Raw genomic sequence first — 18,610 nt, 5'->3', positions numbered from 1 at the left:
GATTGCCAGAGGGAGAGAAGGGCCGGGGAAGAGTGGCTTGCTGGACTTAGAGAGCGTCCGGCATGGCCGGTCCTTATCCGCTCTCGATAGGATTTCCCATGATCGTGATCTCTTCTCCAAGGTTAAGCGCCGTTTCAAACCAAGCCATTTCCACCGATTACGCTGCGCGCGCGGATAAAATCATCCGTGCAGGCCATGTAATTTTGACGTTTCTCGACGGTGGCAAGAAGATACGATCGCATCAGTTACGCGATGTCCGGATTGATTGCTTTGGCGGATCGGATTCGCAGGGCTTGTCGTCAGACCCGTTATTATTGATGTGACGGGTCGAGTATGATGACCAACAGTTCAGCTCAGGAACTTGCAGATTGCCTCGCGCGTGATGCCGAGGCGGTTTGCCGTCATTATTTGTCTGCAGGCCATAAAGCAGGCAATTACTGGATCGCGGGTGATATTAGTAATAATAAAGGCCGATCCCTCTATGTGCACCTGACGGGTAAAAGGAGGGGTCGGTGGGCAGATGCAGCAACGGCGCAATATGGCGACATGCTTGATCTGGTTCGGGAAACTTGCGGCTTGGTGGATTTTCATGATGTAGCGGATGAGGTGAGGCGCTTTCTCAACCAACCGAACTTTGGGCCACATAAGCTGCAACCAGGATTCACCCAAAGTAGCGATATAATAGCCGATCAGCGCGTTTTCATATCGGCAGATGAGCGCGCGCGTCGGTTGTACGGCCTGACACAGCCGTTGTCCGGCACTATGGCTGATCGTTATCTATGTCAACGCAGCATTTTTCGTGGATCGACGCATCCAGCCTTGCGATTTCACCATGCTTGTTATTACCGGGATTTTGCAACGGGGCGGACGAGCAGCTATCCAGCATTGATCGCGGCCGTAACCAACCATGCCGGGACAATTACCGGCGTTCACCGTACCTATCTTTCCCAAACTGGATTGGGTTCAGATGACGTTGGAAAGGCTGACGTCGACACTCCCCGCCGCGCTCTTGGCGGCCTTATAGGCAATGGCGTCCGTTTCAATTGTTCGGATCGAAGCCCAAGGGTGGTCATGGCCGCAGGTGAGGGCCTGGAAAGCATTTTGTCCCTCGCAGATGTCATGCCAGGCATGCCAATGGTTGCAGCGCTCACCGCCAATCACCTCGCTGCATTCCAGCCCCCAGCTGAATGCGTGCGTCTCTATATTGCAGCAGATGCTGATGCTGCTGGCAGGCACGGTATTCAAGGGTTGAGCCGACGCGCGCAGGAATGCGGGATACTGCCGCTTGTCCTGCAATCTGAACTCGGCGATTTTAACGAAGATCTGCGCCAGCTAGGTGCGGACCGTCTAATAGCAAACCTAAAAGCTCAACTCGCCCCTGAGGATAGAGACGCTTTTCTGCCTGAGTGACTGTTGTTTGTTGATGAAACATGGTGGCGCCCTCCATAGCCGAGAAGGGAGCTTCTTCTGTTTCTCACGTTTGGCGTTAAGCGCGCGCTTGCGATCTGCCAGAAGGCGACCCTTACCATGCTGTGGGTTGGCCTTCAGCGGGTCAGTCTGGTTTCTTCCCCTGTCTGACTGCTTTGCAGTCAGCCATTCCTCGCGAAGCAAGAAACCCTCCTTCCGCCGCCCGGCGCTTTGCTAGGCCGCAGCGCTTTGCACTGCGGTTCCGGCCACCCACTGCATGGAGAGGGATCGCTGTCAGGCCGCGAGAAGCGCGGCGCCAACCCCACGGAGATCATCATGAACCTTTCCCTTCCTTTCAACGATGCATTTGAGCCTAACCATGCATCCTCACCGACCGACCGCGTCATTCATGAGATGCAGATTTACGGCTATCGTCCTCACCAGGACGAACCTGACCCCCGGCCTTTGCCCGAAGAGCACGTCGTCCATTCAGCACTGGCTACGATGTTCGATGCATTCGCCGGGATGGTCGGGGACACGCGGTTGGAACCCGATCTCGATGACCTGCTGTGGTCGACGGTCAATTTGTTTCATCGCGCCGGAGAACGTATCCAACGTGAGCTACAGCGCAATGAGGATGCGCAACGCAACGCTCAGGGTGAGCAGGACGGCTCGGAAGTTAAAAGCGTTGAACTTGAGCGCCTTATTGCTGAGGGCATGACACATCTTGAGCGCCGCAACGCCTTTGAGTTCATGCGTGATCATGCAGCTGACCTGTTTGAGGCACAAACCGGATCAGCCTGGCGACCACGGACCGGTTCAAAGGTCAGTCATGCCAATATGACAGCGGCAATGATCGACAGCCGGGACTTTTTATCTGCCAGACGTCGAGCTGAAACCGAAGTTCTGATCCCTGCCGGAACGAAAATCGTCTTTGGCGGAGGCATGGATTATAATGATCACGAGCGGATCTGGACAACCCTCGATAAGACCCGTGAAAAACATCCAGACATGGTGCTGCTCCATGGCGGATCAGCAAAAGGCGCAGAGCGCATCGCCGCTTGCTGGGCCGATGCGCGCAAGGTGACACAGATTGCTTTCAAGCCGAATTGGAACCGTCATGCCAAAGCCGCTCCCTTCCGCCGCAATGATGATATGTTGTCGGTCATGCCAGCGGGCGTCATTGTCTTTCCGGGTTCAGGCATCACCGGTAATCTCGCCGATAAAGCGCGTCAGTTTGGCATACCGGTTTGGCAGATCAAGGGAGATGGCGCGTAAGCGCCATTTCTCCTTATCAAACTAATCCAAAGGATCAATTTTCACCTAAGGTGACGTTTTAATAGCTGAGAATGGTGTTATTCCTTAGACCGCACGGTTACCTTTGCTATTCCATCGTCCACCAACACGACAGGCACCTTCGCCGCTATACCATGTGGGTGCGCGAATTGCCTCATCAAGCCGCCATGCCATAAGCTCACTCCCACCGAGCGTGAGTGGTAAAGGCGTCATGCATAAACGCCACATTCGATGCGGTCGAGGTAATCTTCAACAAGGTCAAACCCGGCAGGCGTGCTCAGAAGATTAATTTGCAAGCAGCCAAGCGAATGTGTCATCTTCATTGAACAAGCAAAATGGCGATCTGGTGCGTCAGGACACTCAGACGCGGAATGGCCCCGTTCATCGTGTCTCTATTTGCATATCTGATCATTGAGGTTTCTATTCTCATTCAGTAAATGGAGTATGAGCTTAGAGCAGCTCTTGAAGTGCCGTCAGGTAATTTTTACACCAGGTGAAGACATTATTCTGCTCAATTGTTTTGAACATTGTGGTATGCCGTTCTTGTCTCTGATCCAATGGCATAGATACCGCTCGACCGATAGCATCAGCGATACTTTCCACATCATAAGGGTTAACCAGCAAAGCGCCGCCTCGCAGTTCATGTGCGGCGCCAGCAAAGCGCGATAGAATAAGCACGCCGGGGTCTTCAGGGTTCTGTGCGACAACATATTCTTTTGCGACAAGGTTCATACCGTCCCGCAAAGGTGTCACAAGACCTACTTTCCCCATACGGTAGATAGCCGCCAAAACACTTTGACTAAACGCGCGGTTCACATAGCGGACGGGGGTCCAGTCCAAACGTCCCATTGTACCGTTGATATGTCCGGCGATCTCGGCGACTTCACGTTGCAGGGCGTCATATTCATCAACACCCGATCGGCTTTTGGGTGTTACTTGCAGGTAGGTTACCTTTCCATGCCAGGCGGGGTTCACTTCAAGAAAGCGTCGATAGCCTGTTAAGCGTTCGGGAAGCCCTTTTGTATAATCTAACCGATCAACCCCAACGATGAGATCGCGGCCTTCGAGCGAAGTGCGAAAACGCTGTAAAGTAGCGCTGTTATTGAGCGTTTCAGCGGTTCGTTTGAAAGCATCCGTATCAATACTGATTGGAAAGGCACTGATACGGAAACGACGATTGGGATTTTCGAACACACCAGGGGTGCCGTCTACCGGCTTTGCGAGACCTCCCCGCTTGAGGCATAGAGCGAAGTTTTCCGCATCATCTTCTGTTTGAAAACCTATAAGGTCGAGCGCGGTCATTGCGCGCAGGATTGTGTCCTGAACGGCAAGCGTGAAAAAGACATCCGGGGACGGCCACGGGATGTGCATGAAAAAGCCCATGCGATTTTTAAAACCCATCTGCCGCAGTTCAGCGGCAAGCGGTAACAGATGGTAATCATGTATCCATATAAGATCATCATGTTTTATAAGCGGTGCCAGACGCTCGGCAAATAATCGGTTTACCCGAAGATATCCCGCCATATCGCGCCGGGCATAGTCAGTCAGATCAATACGGTAATGGCAAAGTGGCCACAAAACGCTGTTCGCAAGCCCCTTATAATATTCCGCCAGATTGCGGTCGGACAAATCGGTGAGGGCATAGGTGATCGGGCCTGACTGACGTGTCGTCAAGGGACCGGGACTGTCCTCACCGCTTGATTTGCCGGACCAGCCCATCCAAATGCCGCCGCGCTCACTCAGCGCTGCATGAAGAGCAACAGCGAGCCCTCCTGTTGGTGGTTTGTCTGGATCTGGTACGCGGTTTGAAACGACAATCAGTCTGCTCACAGAACCTCCTCCCATGATCTTGAAAGTGCCATCGCCGCATTGATCAGCCCGACCATCGAATAGGTCTGAGGAAAATTACCCCATAATTCGCCGCTCTCGACATGCACGCCTTCAGACAGAAGACCTAAGTGATTGCGGCGCGCAAGAACGTCAAAAAATATCTCCCGCGCCTCGGCCTTGCGGCCAGTTCGGACAAGCGCGTCGATCAGCCAGAATGTGCAGGCTGTAAATGCAGTTTCCGGGGCGCCAAAATCGTCTGGAGCACGATAGCGATAGAGGTGATTACCAAAGCGCAATTCGCTCTCACAGGCAGCAACCGTTGCGAGGAACCGTGGATCATCTGGTGGTATAAAGCCGGTTTCTGCCATCAAGAGCAGGCTGGCATCAAGCTCAGCGCCTCCGAATGTGGAAACGAAACTGTTGCGCTCTGCGCTCCATGCATTTTTGAGAACGCATTCGCGAATATGTTGTGCGCTGGCAGACCATCGCTGAAAGGATTCAGCCAGATTGAGTTTTTGCGCAATACGCGCAAGCCTGTCACAGGCTGCCCAGCACATGAGCGCGGAATGCGTATGAACGTCGTTTCGCGTGCGAAATTCCCAAAGCCCAGCGTCAGGTTTGTCCCAGCGCGCTTCGGCTTCTGCGCCCAGCCGCTCTAACCGACGGAAAAGCTGGACTCCACCCATATTGGGCAAGCGCTCATCAAAGAAGTATTGTGTTGCTGCCAGAATGACGGAGCCATAGCCATCATTCTGAATCTGGGTCCACGCCGCATTACCGCGTCTGACAGGGCCAAACCCCTTGTAACCGCGCAGGCTGGAAACAGAATATTCGTCAACTTCACGCTCCAGCCCAAGCCCGAACAAAGGCTGCATATAGCCATCAGGCGATCCTGTCACGATGTTGGAAACATAGGTGAGATAATCTTCCATAGTCAAAGTTGCATTAAGACTATTGAGCGCTTTCACAGTGAAATAAGAATCCCTTAGCCAGCAAAAACGATAATCCCAGGTGCGCTCGCTATCTCCATATTCGGGAATTGAGGTCGTCAGGGCAGCGACAATCGCCCCGGTTTCTTCATTTGAACAAAGCTTGAGAGTTATCGCCGCGCGAATAACGATATCCTGATAATCCGCAGGCAATGCCAGGCTGCGAACCCATTCTGTCCAATAGGTTTGCGTTTTTTGCTGAAATAAGCGCGCAACGCTCATCACGCTGTCTGTCAGTTGCTCATCGGGTCCAAGAATAAATGCCAAAGGGCGATCGAGAAGAAATTCGGTTTCGTTAAGCACATACTCCACGGGCGCATCTGTGGTCATTCTCAGAACTTGATTGCCCAGAATGTAGCGCACATGACTGGTGCCTCTTGTCGTCTCCGGTGCTTGCGCACCATAGTCATAGCGGGGTCTGAGCGATACCTTGATAAAGGGTGAACCGGACAACACTTCGACAATGCGCACAAGGGTGAAACCACGAAAAATGCGCCCTCCCATCTTAAATCTTGGCGCAAAATCTATGATTTTTGCCTGATTGCCATGTTTGTCTGTCAATATTGTTTCCAGAATAGCGGTATTGCGAACATAGTGCTGTTCACTGCTCACCTGATCAGCCAACCGAAACTGCCATATACCGTCTTTTTCATTGCCAATTGGGTTGAGCAGACCGCAAAAGACGGGGTCGCCGTCCATGCGCGGCATGCACATCCATGAAAGGCCAGCATCGCGATTGATAAGTGCTGCAAGCGAAGAATTTCCAACCACGCCGAGATCGAGAGACTGCGTGGCTTGTAAATCTGTATCTGATCTGTTCATTCAACGAGTTTCCTGATCCAGTTACGCAAAGCCTGCGGAGTTTCAGCCATCAGAGTGGCGCTTGTTTCAAAATGCTGATTTGGAGGGCCAACACGCAAGCTCACGCCATTCAGTCGATTGACCGCGCGAAACATGGCTTCGTCCGTATGATCATCACCCGCAGCAACCGGGCGCCTGCCTTTGAATGGATGCATGGTCATCAACGTTTCAACGGCAGTGCCTTTGTTGCTCGCAGAAGGTTTGATCTCGATGACAAATTTACCTGATTGCAACTCGAATTCCGGGCCTGCAATCCGAATTGCATCAGACATGAGCTGCCCGACGAGTGGCTCGTGATGCGGGGCTTGTCGATAGTGAATTGCGAAGGCCCGACCTTTGTCCTCAAAGACAAGGTCATCTATCGCATTGGCAGATTGTCGCGCGGTTTCGCGGGCTTTTTTAAAAGCTGATGACGCATTTCCAGTGAAAGTCGCAGTGTATCCATGCGATCTGACTTCTGCGCCGTGCAAGCCCGCTACAGCTAAACTATGTCCGGGAAGCAGCCGATCAATAAACTCAATTGACCGACCGGAAACAATTGCAACGGCGCCATCTGTTTGTTCGGCCATTTTCTGCAACGCGGCTTGAAGGCCCCCTTCAACCGACACTGCATCAGGCGTCGGCGCCAGATCCAGCAAAGTCCCGTCCAGATCGAAAAAGAAACAATATTCACGCAAATCCATGAGTTAGCAGATAGGCGACACGTCGCCGCTGGCAACCCGCTTTTCAAAATTACTGTGGCTGCGTTCATAACAGTATCGCGAAATGCTGATCGTCCTCCCTGAAGATTGCGCGCCTACGGATGATCAATGGCTTTCTAAGCGTGGTATCCGGATTGGTCCGTGATGTCACGACTGCATTTTATTCGCCAGGGCAGTTTCGAACGCGTGCGGATAAAAATCTCACCCGCCCGGATCATTGGGCTGTCAAGTCGCGGGGGGCGTTTTGCATGTCGGTGATGCTACCGAACGCGTGGCCAGATGACTGACAGGCTTGTGAATTGGACGGCCAGAATGATTTGGTTATTTCAGCGGTTTCTCTCAACCATTCCCGTTTTATGTCACTCGTATAGACGACCGACTGCTTTTGCGGCCAACCCCTGACGGGGTAAGACCCACCCGAAATTTTTAAAAAATTCGATTTAAGTTTTTTCATGCAAGGGCAGGCATTTTTTACCCGCAAACGGCCAAAAGATGCGCCCTTGCCGGTGGCTGAAAATAGAATTTTTAATAATTGCGGGCGAGCTGACCGCAGCAGATCCGCCGTCTCTTCGTGCGCCATCGGGAATGGTCCCGAGCAACCGAAGGAAACAAAATCATGGCCACCACAATCGCAACTCTGACGCAGAAGACCGACGGCACTTTCGAAGGCATCTTTGCTACCATCCGGGTCAACGCCCCAATCGCAATCGTCCCCAACGCCACAAAGGCGAGTGAAGAGGCCCCTGATTTCCGCATCGTACACCGCCGCACTGGCTTTGAAATCGGAGCAGGTTGGAACCGCATCGCGCGTCAGACCGGGGAAGAATACCTCTCAGTCAAGCTTGAGGCACCGGAGATTGGCGTAATCTTCGGAAATCTTGCTCAGGCTCCAGGTGGCGATCCCTCCAAGAAAATCATCCTCTGGAATAATCCGAGCTGAATGGCGATTAAGCCGACCCCGCACCGGGGTCGGCTCTTCTGCTTAAGGAGTAGAAACTCAAGCAGGTATCGAACTTGCTTGAGCTCTTTTTTGATCGCATGCCAAACTTACAAACGGCTCACGGCTCATCGCTTCAGCGTTGTGAGCCGATCGTGACAATTGCCGAGGAACGGAACTGGACGATTGAATATTCGAGCTTATTTCGCAACCACAACGCTATGACGTTATTTGCGGCATCGTTTCTATCGAGTTCATCAGGGGAACCCAGGTGTTTTGACAAACTGTCGAGTAGGCCTGCAGCGTCCGGCTTTCTATACCAACACGTCATGAGATGAGCTGCATTGGTGGCGAACCAGAGGAACTCAGGGCGTCAGGTTCCGCTGCGGCGCCAACCCACAATTTCGATCGAGCTTGCATTCCCTAAAGATATACGGGGTTCGTCTTAGCTCGGAATGCCGTCTTGGGTCTTTCTTTTAATGGCAATTATCTTTTGTGCGATTTCTATGGGTTACTCCAAATTTGTCGATTAGTTTGCGCCGCCCGATGCAGAAGATCCGGCAAATCGTTACAAACGAGCTGACTGGCACTGAGCATTTTCGTTTTTATCTTCTATCTGTTTTGACAAAACGGTTCGCTTTTGCCGCGTTGTCCATTTCCTGCCGCCGGAAATAGATCGCACGGCCACATCGTATCGGGCTATGTCCCTGCACGATGATAATTTGCTCGTCTTTGCGCATAGACTGAGTGATTTCATGCGGCATTATCAATGGTCGCCGTTGAAAAGTGACATTCTCTGATTTTCGAGAAGCTGTGTTCTTTGTATCCCAGCCTATATTGCGTGAACTGCTTTTCACAATGACGGTCATTTCTCCGCATTGAGCAGAAACATCTCTTGCGGTGTCTAAAGCCTTAATTGCTGCATAACTTGCAAATGCGCATCCGTCGATCCATGACACTGCACCATCCTTGCCAAAATGGCGCTCAAGCTGGCCAACAGATTGATACATTAACATCATGCTGATCCCGTATTTTCTGCCACGATCGCGAGCTTCTTCAAGCACACGCATGTAACCAAGGAGATCAACCTCATCGAGCATAAACAATGCCCGGCGCTCAAAGGCACCATCGGCTTCGATCATTGCATTGAGAAGAGAACCAATGATCACGCGGCCTATACCTGGATAGGAGCGCAATATTGAAGCGGGAATGTTTAAAAACACATCCTTCTTGCCTGTTGCGATATCTGCGGATTTGAAACTGTCGCCACATACCAGTGCTGCATAATTGTCGAGTGATAGCCATTGTGTATCTTTGGAAGCGGTGGAATAGACGCCAGAGAAAGTTTGCTCTGTCATATTAACGAATACGCCGAGCGTTTCGCGAATAAAGGCTGAGTCTGAATTCTCCTGAACGTCGCGCAACATAGCGAGCACGGATGTCTCTGGACCAGAAACTATCTGGCGCAAGCTTCGTAGATTGCGTCGACTTATGAATTCTGGTGAAAGCATAACATGAGCCAATAGGCCGGTTAGCAGATTATGTGCCTGGTTCTGAAAGAACGATCCCGTTGAGCTTTCAAAGCGTACGCTTTCTGAAAGTAACATATGGGCAATACCGACAATGTCCTCTTCTTTTTTGGTGGAGTTCTTAATTCCATCAAGCACATTAAAACCCATCACTGGATTGGTGGGATCGAGCACCATCACATCACGCCGAAGTTTGTTTCGCCGATGCTCGATGACCATGGGCGCAACTTCAGTTGATGGATCGAGACAGATAATTGGTCCTGTGTAACGTAATGCGGTTGGAACGACGTTGCTGGTTGTTTTATATCCCCCGGAACCTGCAAAAAATAGCATATGTGTTGAATCAAAGTCTTGCTTATATGTGAGAAGCAAGGCCTTGCCGCCGCGTCCCCATGTTGATTTATCGTTTGGATCAAATGGTAGTTGGTGAGTAAGTTCTTTATCGACACGATAGCGCTCGCCAATAACGATCTCGCCATCTGAAGGAAAAATGCGAGCAGCCGATTTCATCGGCAACCAATCAGCATCACCGAAAGTGCCTCGTCGTGCGCGTGCAACGCGCTCAGGCACAACACTCGAGATCCTCGCTGAAACTGCAATCGCCATAAAGCCAATGGCAGCACTAACGACAGCAATCATATCGAGATATGAGAGAGCCTGTTCCCAGTGCAGCGTGTTGCTTTTGACAAAAGGTGACAGACGCGCAAATTCACGCAATCCATAGAATCCCGTTGTTGTTAAATAGCAAAGGAGACTAGCGATAGCGATTGGTCGTCGCCTGTGTAGCGGTAACGCCCAAGTGACCATGAGCCCTGCTAGCGGACCAATAACAAGTGCAGGGAACGGCGATGAGCGTAAGAACCAATATTGAGTTCTTCCTGATAATTCGAGAGCCAATTCTGGCCAACGCCAGTTGGCAACATAAAAGACAGAGCCGGAAACAATCATTGGCACGACAGCAATTAATTGGCTGGGATGTAGTTTTCCTGCCTTTGTCATCTGGTGTCTTCCAATACTGCGTCGTACCCAGTGGAAGAAACTTTAAGCTTGAACGCCCTCTCGCCTATGGAACGCAAGCGCAGATATTGAGATGCGTCAGGCGAAAGCTGCGCCAATTCGATAAGTCCTCCGAGCAGAAACGCTCTATCCGCTTTCGATAGTCCAGCTCGAACGACAAGTCCGCCAAGCAAAAACTTCGCACGAGCATCTTTCTTGCGTTCAGCGGTCATCAGGTATCTCCGCCGTCGCTCCAGTGTCTTTATTGTTCTGTCTATCGGTTGCATCGCGCTTGCCTTGATCGGCCTTTTTCCTCTTTTCATGAAATCGCGCAGCTATTTCGGTGAAGATCTGGTCGACCTCTTCATCTGCGACTTCCATTTCAGCCAGGCCTGCTTTTGTCGCCGCTCGTACAAAGCGTTCGGCTGATTTAACTATCAAAGTCTTCTTACGCTCGCGAAGTTTCTCAATTTGCGCGTCGATGTCGGTGAGTGACGTCTTGATCGCCATAAGTCGGCTCCTTTTCATGAAATATACTCGGCTTCCGTATATTTAACTGACTAGAAAATAATAGTTAAATAAACTACCATAGGCAATACCCTAAAGATCGATGCCGAATTCCGGCCAGAGCCGGTTTCCAGAAAAGCGGCATCGGGCTTTCACCCCGATCGATTTGAGGGCGCAATATACGTCGCTCACGCGACGTGCTTGTCATTAGGGAGGCAGTCGTGGCGATCATGTTTGTCAGAGCGCAGGTGATCAGCAGAGGAGCGGGACGTAGTGTCGTCTCAGCTGCAGCTTATCGTCATCGTGCGCGGATGATGGATGAGCAAGCCGGAACATCGTTTAGCTACCGCGGTGGAGCGGCTGAGTTAAAGCATGAAGAACTGGCCTTGCCCGATCATATTCCAGCCTGGTTGACGCAAATTGTCGAAGGCAAGACTGTCGCTCAAGCAAGCGAAGGATTGTGGAATGCTGTTGATGCCTTTGAAAAGCGTTCGGATGCGCAGCTTGCGCGTGAATTTATCATTGCATTGCCAGAAGAGTTAACACGGAAGCAGAATATCGAACTTGTTCGGGAGTTCGTCAGGGATAATCTGACTTCAAAAGGCATGATTGGTGATTGGGTTTATCATGAGAAAGAAGGTAATCCACACATTCATCTGATGACAGCTTTGCGGCCGTTAAAAAACGAAGGCTTTGGTCCCAAGAAGATACCGGTTTTAGGAAGTGACGGCGAGCCATTGCGTATAGTCACGCCGGGTCGGCCGAAAGGGAAAATCGTTTATAAGCTTTGGGCCGGCGATAAGGAAACGATGAAAGCGTGGAAGATTGCCTGGGCAGAAACAGCCAATCGGCATCTGGCACGTGCAGGCCATGATATTCGACTGGATGGCCGCTCTTACGCTGAACAGGGGTTGGACGGTATTGCGCAAAACCATCTTGGCCCGGAAAAGGCGGCGTTAGCGCGTAAGGGTATAGAGATGTATTTTGCACCTGCCGTTCTTGCACGTAGGCAGGAAATGGCCGATCGCTTGTTGGTTGAACCCGCGCTTCTTTTAAAACAACTTGGTAATGGGCGCTCCACCTTTGATGAGAAGGATATCGCGAGGGCGCTTCATCGCTATGTGGACGATCCAGCTGATTTTGCCAATATCCGTGCTGCGGTGATGACGTCTGATAATCTGGTATTATTAAAGCCCCAAAAGATAGATCGACAAACTGGAAAGGCGCTTGAAGTTGCAATCTTCACCACCCCCGACATCCTGCGTGTCGAATTTGACATGGCTCAGTTGGCGGCAATTTTGTCAAAGCGTCAGGGGTTCAGGCTTTCAAAAGCATCCATTGAAACTGCAATTCAAAGTGTCGAGATGGCTGTTCCGAAAAAGCCTTTTAAGCTCGACCAGGAGCAGATTGATGCTGTGTATCACGTCACTGGTGATCAGGCGATTTCCGCAGTAGTGGGACTTGCAGGCACAGGTAAGTCAACGCTTCTAGCTGCTGCTCGTATCGCGTGGGAATGCGAAAGTCGCCGTGTCTTTGGGGCCGCCCTTTCGGGCAAGGCTGCAGAAGGTCTGGAAGATAGCTCGGGTATCAAGTCGCGAACACTCGCATCTTGGGAGTTAGCCTGGGAAAATGGACGCGATGATCTCAAGCGGGGTGATGTTTTTGTTATCGATGAAGCGGGTATGGTTTCATCACAGCAAATGGCTTGTGTGTTAAAGGCAGTCGAGAGAGCTGGCGCAAAAGCCGTTCTTGTCGGTGATGCGATGCAGCTACAACCAATACAGGCGGGTGCTGCATTTCGGGCAATAGTGGAGCGTATCGGTTCTGCGGAGCTTGCGGGCGTGCGTCGACAACGAGATATCTGGGCGCGTGAGGCTTCACGTATGTTCGCGCGTGGGCAAGTCGAAGATGCGCTTGATGCTTACGCGCAACACGGCCAGATTCTCGACGCCGATAAGCGGACTGATGTCATGGAGCGCCTTGTTGCCGACTGGAGGGATGCGCGAAGGGCACTGATTGATCACTCAATCTCAGCAGGAAATGATGGAAAATTGCGTGGCGATGAAATGCTCGTACTGGCCCATACCAATGACGACGTGAAGCGCCTGAATTCTTCTTTGCGCGGGATCATGAATTCAGACGGAGCCCTAACAGATGCTCGTGAATTTTTAACTGATCGTGGAATGCGTGAGTTTGCAGTCGGTGATCGTGTAATCTTTCTTGAGAATGCCCGTTTCTTTGAAAGGCGAGTAACTGAGCTTGGCCCACAATATGTCAAAAACGGCATGTTGGGCTCGGTCGTTTCAACTGGTAATAAGAACAGTGAGCCTCTTCTTATTGTCCACCTAGCTAATGGACATGACGTCGTCATTAGCGAGCACAGTTACCGCAATATCGACTATGGTTATGCTGCGACGATCCATAAATCACAAGGCGTTACCGTCGATCGAACCTTCATACTGGCCACTGGCATGATGGATCAGCATCTGACCTATGTGTCCATGACGCGTCATCGAGATTCTGCAACTCTTTATGCAGCACGCGAAGACTTCGAAGCAAAACCTGAATGGGGCAGGCGATCACGTGTCGATCACGCGACAGGTGTTACGGGTGAGCTGATCGAAACAGGTCGGGCAAAGTTTCGGCCACAGGATGAAGCTGCTGATGAGAGCCCATACGCTGATCTGAAAAGAGATGATGGAACGGTTCATCGCGTCTGGGGTGTCAGCCTGCCGCAAGCTTTGAACGACGAAGGTGTTGTCAAAGGTGATACGGTTCGGTTGACAAAGGATGGCGTTGAGGTAGTGACGGTTAAAATTCCTGTCTTAGATAAAGAAACAGGTCGCAAGATTTTCGTGGAACGCGAGGTTGAGCGTAATATCTGGACGGCTGAACAACTTGAATCCTCTGGGAGGCGCCTTGAGCGGTTGCAGTGTGAAAGCCATCGTCCCGATGTGTTCAAAGAGATGGTGGAGCGTCTTGGACGTTCTGGTTCAAAGACCACGACACTTGATTTTGAAAATCAAGCTTCATATCAGGCGCATGCTCGAGACTTTGCGCGCAGGCATGGCATCGACGCATTCTCTCAAGCGGTCGCTGGCATTGAGGAATATGTTTCGCAGAAAATGGCATGGCTCCATGAAAAACGTGGACAGATCGCACGACTATGGGAGCGAGCCAGTATTGCTCTCGGCTTTGCTATCGATCGCGAGAAAAGCGTTGCATATGACGAGCGCCGTATCGAGAACCACAGCCCGGAACTTTCTAGCAACCGCCAATACCTCATCGTCCCGGTTACTGAGTTTGCGCGGAGCATTGAAGGTGATGCGCGACGTGCGCAGCTTCATTCAGATCGTTGGAAGGAGCGGCAAGATATCCTCCGCCCGGTGCTTGAGAAAATCTATAAAGATCCTGCGAGCGCTTTAGCCAGACTGAACGTGTTGGCTTCAACCAAACAGATAGAGCCACGACGTCTTGTTGAAGATCTTGTGTCCAAACCGCAGCGTTTGGGACGCTTACGGCAACCGGATCGTCAGACAACAAGGTTCAGGCAAACAAAAGCGACTGATGCATTAACCGAACTTCTGCCTCTTGTACGAGCCCATGCAACAGAGTTCCGTCGCCAAAGTGAGAACTATAATTTCCGCGAAAAACAACGCCGTGAATTCATGCATCTATCAATTCCGGCCCTCTCAAAACAAGCGATGGCACGTTTATCAGAGATAGAGAAGGTGCGGGAAGCTGGTGGGCCGGATGCGTACAAGGCGGCGTTTTCTTATGCTGTGGAAGATCGCTTGCTCGTTCAGGAAATAAAAGCCGTTGATGAGGCTCTGACGGCACGCTTTGGCTGGTCCACATTTACGGACAAAGCAAACGATGCAGCTGAGCGAATTATTCTCCAGCGGATGCCAGGTGATCTTAACGCTGAACGACGTGAGAAACTCACACGTCTTTTTAAAGCTGTGCGCCGCTTTGCTGATGAGCAACATCTTGCTGAAAAGAAGGATCATTCCCAGGTGATTGCAGCAGCCAGCGTACAACCTACTTACGAAGCACAAGGGGTGTTGCCGATACTTGCAGCAGTGACCGAGTTCAAAACGCTGATTGAGGATGAAGGTCACAGGCGGGCGCTTCTTAATGCTCATTACCTCTATAATCGTGGAGGCCTTGCAGAAACCGCATCAATGATTTGGCGTGATCCGTCGAGTGCCATTGATAAGATCGAAAGCCTGATTTTCAAAGGAAGAGACGGCGAGCGTGTCGCGTCAGCGGTTGCCAATGACCCTTCAGCCTATGGAGCAGTGCGTGGCTCTGATCGCATTTTAGATAAGCTCCTTGCATCAGGGCGAGAGCGCAAAGAGGCCATGTTAGTGGTTCCAGAAGTCGAAAGTCGTGTGCGGTCGCTAAGCGCTGCCTGGGTGACGGCGCTCAACAACGAGATCAAAACGATTACCGAGGAAAGACAGCGTATGGGAGTTGTTATCCCTGGTTTGTCACCATCTGCAGCGGATGCTCTTCGTGAGATAACGGCCGAAATGAATAAAAAGGACGCTAATCTGCGTAGCGCTACGGGCCACCTTAGCGCGTCTGTTCGTGAAGAATTTCAAACCGTCAGTCGTGCACTGGATCTTCGGTTTGGGCGAGACGCGATCATCAGAGGTGATAAGTCGATCATGAATGCAGTTCCGCAGTCGCAGCGCGATGCATTCAATGCGATGCAGAAAAGCCTAAGGATATTGAGCCAGACTGTTCGTATTGGAAGCACCCAACAAATAGCCCAGGAACGTCAGCGTCGTGCTATTGGGCAGAGCCAAAATTATAATCACTCGACGACCGTGCAGATGAGCGCGGATCCCAAGCAGTAAAAGCACTGCAGCGGCGTGATAGTTGTTAATTGATAACAAAGAGGAGTGCTACGTTTGCTACTTCTTCGAAAGATAACACTTGACGGGCGTGATGCTAAAGTAGGGTAGATCGTGCGGGGATCTGGATATCTTAATCGTGATAAGAATAACTCAGGCGATTGCAATATCGACTGATTGCGCGTAATGGGCGCAAACAAGGTGTTTCTATTTCTGATTGGTTTGGGGGCCGTTTTGCGATTACCTTCGCCATTTGTATTGCGAAAGACTGCGGCCGTTTCTTGCATTTCGGCGGCGATTTCGATTTCTGTTTCTACCGGAATTCGGTATTTATTTGATGTTCACTCTGATACGATCACGATCATTGTTAGATTGATTTTGCCTTTCGTCATTGCAATCCCGCTCGCATTAGTTTGGTTTACGCGGTTAGAAAGTCTTCAAAACGCCTATCGGCATTTGGTTCGCCACTCTAACGAATTAGCCAGAACTGCCAGTTCTGATCCATTGACTGGCTTGTTAAATCGCAGAGCATTCATTGAGCAGTTTGACGGTGCCATGCAACTCAATGTCAGGGGTTGGTTTCTTATTGCGGATGTCGACTTTTTAAAAAAGATCAATGACTCATTCGGTCATCCGGCTGGCGATGATGCTATTTTAGCTGTTTCAAAGGCAATGCAGAGCCAATTGCCCCCTGAAGCGTTAATAGCTCGTATCGGAGGAGATGAATTCTGCGCTTTCGTTCCAAAAGAAAGCAACCAGGATATCAAGGCGATAATTCATCAAATTAACGGTGAAGCCGCTGAGGTTTTCGCCAGCATCAGAGCTGGAATTTCGCAATCTTTGTCGATCTCAATAGGGTTCTTATCGGTGAAGCCTCATCAGACATTTGCTGAAATAATGTCATTAACGGATGAGCGGCTTTATCGAAAGAAAAGAGAGCGGTCTAAGGAATAAGCTTTGTGAGTTAACCTTGCAAATTGGAGCTACTTTCCAAGCCGATTTGCAGAAGGCATTTGTTCCCAAGCAATGTGACGAGGTCTATGGCCTTCACGTGAAGGTGCAAGCCGTTTTTAGTGGTACGTAAAGTGGCGGAGCCGTCTCCAAATTCCAGTCGCTTTTTGTGCACTCCATGATTTATGGACAATATATGTGCTCGGTATGATGTGCAGAAGTCTTTACTGGCCTCACAAGGATTGACGATTCTAAGAAATGACTGAGTTTCGTACTTATAGCTTCTCATGATCCGAGTACTCCAAAAAATGCTCCATTTCCCGTCGCTCAAACGTTGAAACTGAGTAAAATAAGAAAAATGGTGTCTGATGAGCGGCGAAACGATTTGAAGATGATGATCTAGTCTCAGATGGGATATTGGACTTCGAGCGTACGAGTTGCTGTCGTTCGTACGGAAGTGAGATTACCTAAAGGAAACTATCTTTTATCGCGGTAATCGCATCACAAAGTTCCTGAATTTGTTGCTCTGTATGAGATGCCGTCATGCATACGCGTAAGCCTGCCTTTCCACGTGCAACCGTTGGAAAGAAAATGGCTGACGTGTAAAAGCCCTTCAAAAGCAGGTGTCGGGCCGCCGCAATGGATGCTGTTTCGCCACCTAATATAATTGTACGAATGGGGAGCTTAGTTCTGTCTGCGTCCGGAGTTTCCATTAATTGATCGAACAGTTCAATCCGTTTTTGGAGAGTGTCTTGGCGTAAGACCAATTCCTGCGTTTGATGGAGTTGTGCAGACGCCATTGCCGCACCGATCGCGGCCGTGTTCAGCGATGCGGAAAAAGCGTGGGCAATTGCAAACCGACGGAATAGAATTTCCTGGAGCGCAGTTCCAAGCATTAAGATGCCGCCTGATGCGCCAAATCCTTTGCCAAGGGAGGCCGCTATGATCGTGCGCGAACCCAGGTCAGGGATTTGAGACTTTGCGAAGCCTTCACCATTTTCGCCGAACAGAGAAATGCCATGCGCGTCATCAATATAAAGAAAGAGGCCGTATTGTTCCTGTAACCGCAATAATTCTTGAATGGGTGCATGCCCGCCCATCGAGTAAACGCCATCGCAAACATATGCGACGCATGGATTTTGCATGCAAATCTGCTCTATTTGCGCAATGTCGTTATGAGCAATTGTTTCTACGCGTGTTTCGGCGGCGACAGTCGCCTTGTGATAAGCCAACGTTGCATGGGCAAGTTGATCAAAAACGACAACAGGTTTTACACCTTCAGTCAGATGCCCCGAAGCCAATAATGGTAGCGCACTCATATTGGCGGCAAGAACAGTTGTGAATGTGATAATCTGAGCATCAAATAATGACGATAGCGTCTCTTCTAATGCGCCAAGCGCATAGAAATTCAAACGCGTTCGGGCGCACGACCAGTGAAGCGTATTTGCGTCTTTGATCCCTTGAAGAGCACCTTCCACAATCAAGGGATGGTTATCCAGTCCTAAGTAGGAACACCGGACGAAATCTACAATATTTGTACCGCTTTCGGGCAATTTGACTGTTCTTCCTTTGTTGGGCTGAACGTAAAGAGCCATGATGCCTTCGATATGGGCGGTGTCAAAACTCGAAGCGGCCCAAGAAATCAGAGACGACGTATTGCGGTATTTTCGATCCGAAAGGGACTGGTTACCGTTGGATATTGCTTCAACCATTTTCAGCTCCTCCTAAAAATTAATGGGCTGAG

14 protein-coding genes and 1 pseudogene are annotated in these 18,610 nt (G+C 50.6%); 6 read left to right on the top strand and 9 right to left on the bottom strand.

Features of this window, described 5'->3' with window-relative positions:
- The first annotated feature begins 62 nt into the window (after nt 1-62).
- From WH356_RS23275 to WH356_RS23265, 3 genes are all read left to right on the top strand, one after another.
- Nucleotides 63-323: a hypothetical protein gene (locus tag WH356_RS23275; protein ID WP_339515158.1), complete on the top strand. Its 261-nt coding sequence runs from the start codon at nt 63-65 to the stop codon at nt 321-323.
- 10 nt (nt 324-333) lie between these two features.
- Entirely contained in the window at nt 334-1,410 is a 1,077-nt protein-coding gene (locus WH356_RS23270) for a DUF7146 domain-containing protein (RefSeq protein ID WP_339515157.1), read from the top strand.
- Nucleotides 1,411-1,743: 333 nt separating this feature from the next.
- A complete protein-coding gene (locus WH356_RS23265) occupies nt 1,744-2,685 on the top strand; it encodes a DUF2493 domain-containing protein (protein WP_339515156.1) in 942 nt (313 codons plus the stop codon).
- Between the two features lie 87 nt (nt 2,686-2,772).
- Here the strand turns inward: WH356_RS23265 and WH356_RS23260 are convergent.
- From WH356_RS23260 to WH356_RS23240, 5 genes and pseudogenes are all read right to left on the bottom strand, one after another.
- Nucleotides 2,773-2,916 (bottom strand): annotated as a pseudogene (locus WH356_RS23260) (RES domain-containing protein); the annotation flags it as partial.
- A gap of 237 nt (nt 2,917-3,153) precedes the next feature.
- Nucleotides 3,154-4,533 carry an alpha,alpha-trehalose-phosphate synthase (UDP-forming) gene (gene otsA / locus WH356_RS23255; RefSeq protein ID WP_339515155.1) on the bottom strand — a complete coding sequence of 460 codons (1,380 nt, stop codon included), beginning with the start codon at nt 4,531-4,533 and terminating at the stop codon, nt 3,154-3,156.
- Nucleotides 4,530-6,344 (bottom strand): glycoside hydrolase family 15 protein, encoded by a 1,815-nt coding sequence (locus WH356_RS23250; protein WP_339515153.1) that lies wholly within the window; start codon nt 6,342-6,344, stop codon nt 4,530-4,532. Before WH356_RS23250 ends, otsA begins: the two co-directional genes overlap by 4 nt.
- Complete coding sequence (otsB, locus tag WH356_RS23245; RefSeq protein WP_339515151.1) at nt 6,341-7,066, bottom strand: trehalose-phosphatase; 726 nt, start codon at nt 7,064-7,066, stop codon at nt 6,341-6,343. The genes WH356_RS23250 and otsB overlap by 4 nt, the downstream gene beginning before the upstream one ends.
- A 232-nt stretch (nt 7,067-7,298) precedes the next feature.
- Nucleotides 7,299-7,664, bottom strand: coding sequence for a hypothetical protein (locus tag WH356_RS23240; RefSeq protein WP_339515149.1), 366 nt, complete (start codon nt 7,662-7,664; stop codon nt 7,299-7,301).
- Nucleotides 7,665-7,700: 36 nt separating this feature from the next.
- On the opposite strand from WH356_RS23240, the gene WH356_RS23235 reads away from it, so the two are divergent.
- Nucleotides 7,701-8,024 carry a DUF736 domain-containing protein gene (locus WH356_RS23235; RefSeq protein ID WP_339515147.1) on the top strand — a complete coding sequence of 108 codons (324 nt, stop codon included), beginning with the start codon at nt 7,701-7,703 and terminating at the stop codon, nt 8,022-8,024.
- 602 nt (nt 8,025-8,626) lie between these two features.
- Here WH356_RS23235 and traG read toward each other — a convergent pair.
- Genes traG through WH356_RS23220 form a run of 3 tightly spaced genes read right to left on the bottom strand, consistent with a single transcriptional unit; the run spans nt 8,627 to nt 11,056 of the window.
- Nucleotides 8,627-10,549, bottom strand: a complete 1,923-nt coding sequence (traG, locus tag WH356_RS23230) for a Ti-type conjugative transfer system protein TraG (protein ID WP_339515145.1) — start codon at nt 10,547-10,549, stop codon at nt 8,627-8,629.
- Nucleotides 10,546-10,779, bottom strand: coding sequence for a conjugal transfer protein TraD (locus WH356_RS23225; protein ID WP_339515143.1), 234 nt, complete (start codon nt 10,777-10,779; stop codon nt 10,546-10,548). Before WH356_RS23225 ends, traG begins: the two co-directional genes overlap by 4 nt.
- Nucleotides 10,769-11,056: a TraC family protein gene (locus WH356_RS23220; RefSeq protein WP_339515141.1), complete on the bottom strand. Its 288-nt coding sequence runs from the start codon at nt 11,054-11,056 to the stop codon at nt 10,769-10,771. The genes WH356_RS23225 and WH356_RS23220 overlap by 11 nt, the downstream gene beginning before the upstream one ends.
- Nucleotides 11,057-11,274: 218 nt before the next feature.
- Between WH356_RS23220 and traA the strand changes: the two genes are divergently transcribed.
- Both traA and WH356_RS23210 read left to right on the top strand, forming a co-directional pair.
- Nucleotides 11,275-15,918 carry a Ti-type conjugative transfer relaxase TraA gene (traA, locus tag WH356_RS23215; RefSeq protein ID WP_339515139.1) on the top strand — a complete coding sequence of 1,548 codons (4,644 nt, stop codon included), beginning with the start codon at nt 11,275-11,277 and terminating at the stop codon, nt 15,916-15,918.
- A gap of 231 nt (nt 15,919-16,149) precedes the next feature.
- A complete protein-coding gene (locus WH356_RS23210) occupies nt 16,150-16,869 on the top strand; it encodes a GGDEF domain-containing protein (RefSeq protein WP_339515199.1) in 720 nt (239 codons plus the stop codon).
- Between the two features lie 464 nt (nt 16,870-17,333).
- Here WH356_RS23210 and WH356_RS23205 read toward each other — a convergent pair whose 3' ends face one another.
- Nucleotides 17,334-18,578 carry an aminotransferase class I/II-fold pyridoxal phosphate-dependent enzyme gene (locus tag WH356_RS23205; protein ID WP_339515137.1) on the bottom strand — a complete coding sequence of 415 codons (1,245 nt, stop codon included), beginning with the start codon at nt 18,576-18,578 and terminating at the stop codon, nt 17,334-17,336.
- Between the last annotated feature and the right edge of the window lie 32 nt (nt 18,579-18,610).

This window comes from Ochrobactrum sp. MYb379 (assembly GCF_037479515.1).
GTDB lineage: Bacteria > Pseudomonadota > Alphaproteobacteria > Rhizobiales > Rhizobiaceae > Brucella.
Note: the sequence above shows the minus strand (reverse complement) of the source record. Positions and strands in the feature narration are given on the sequence as shown.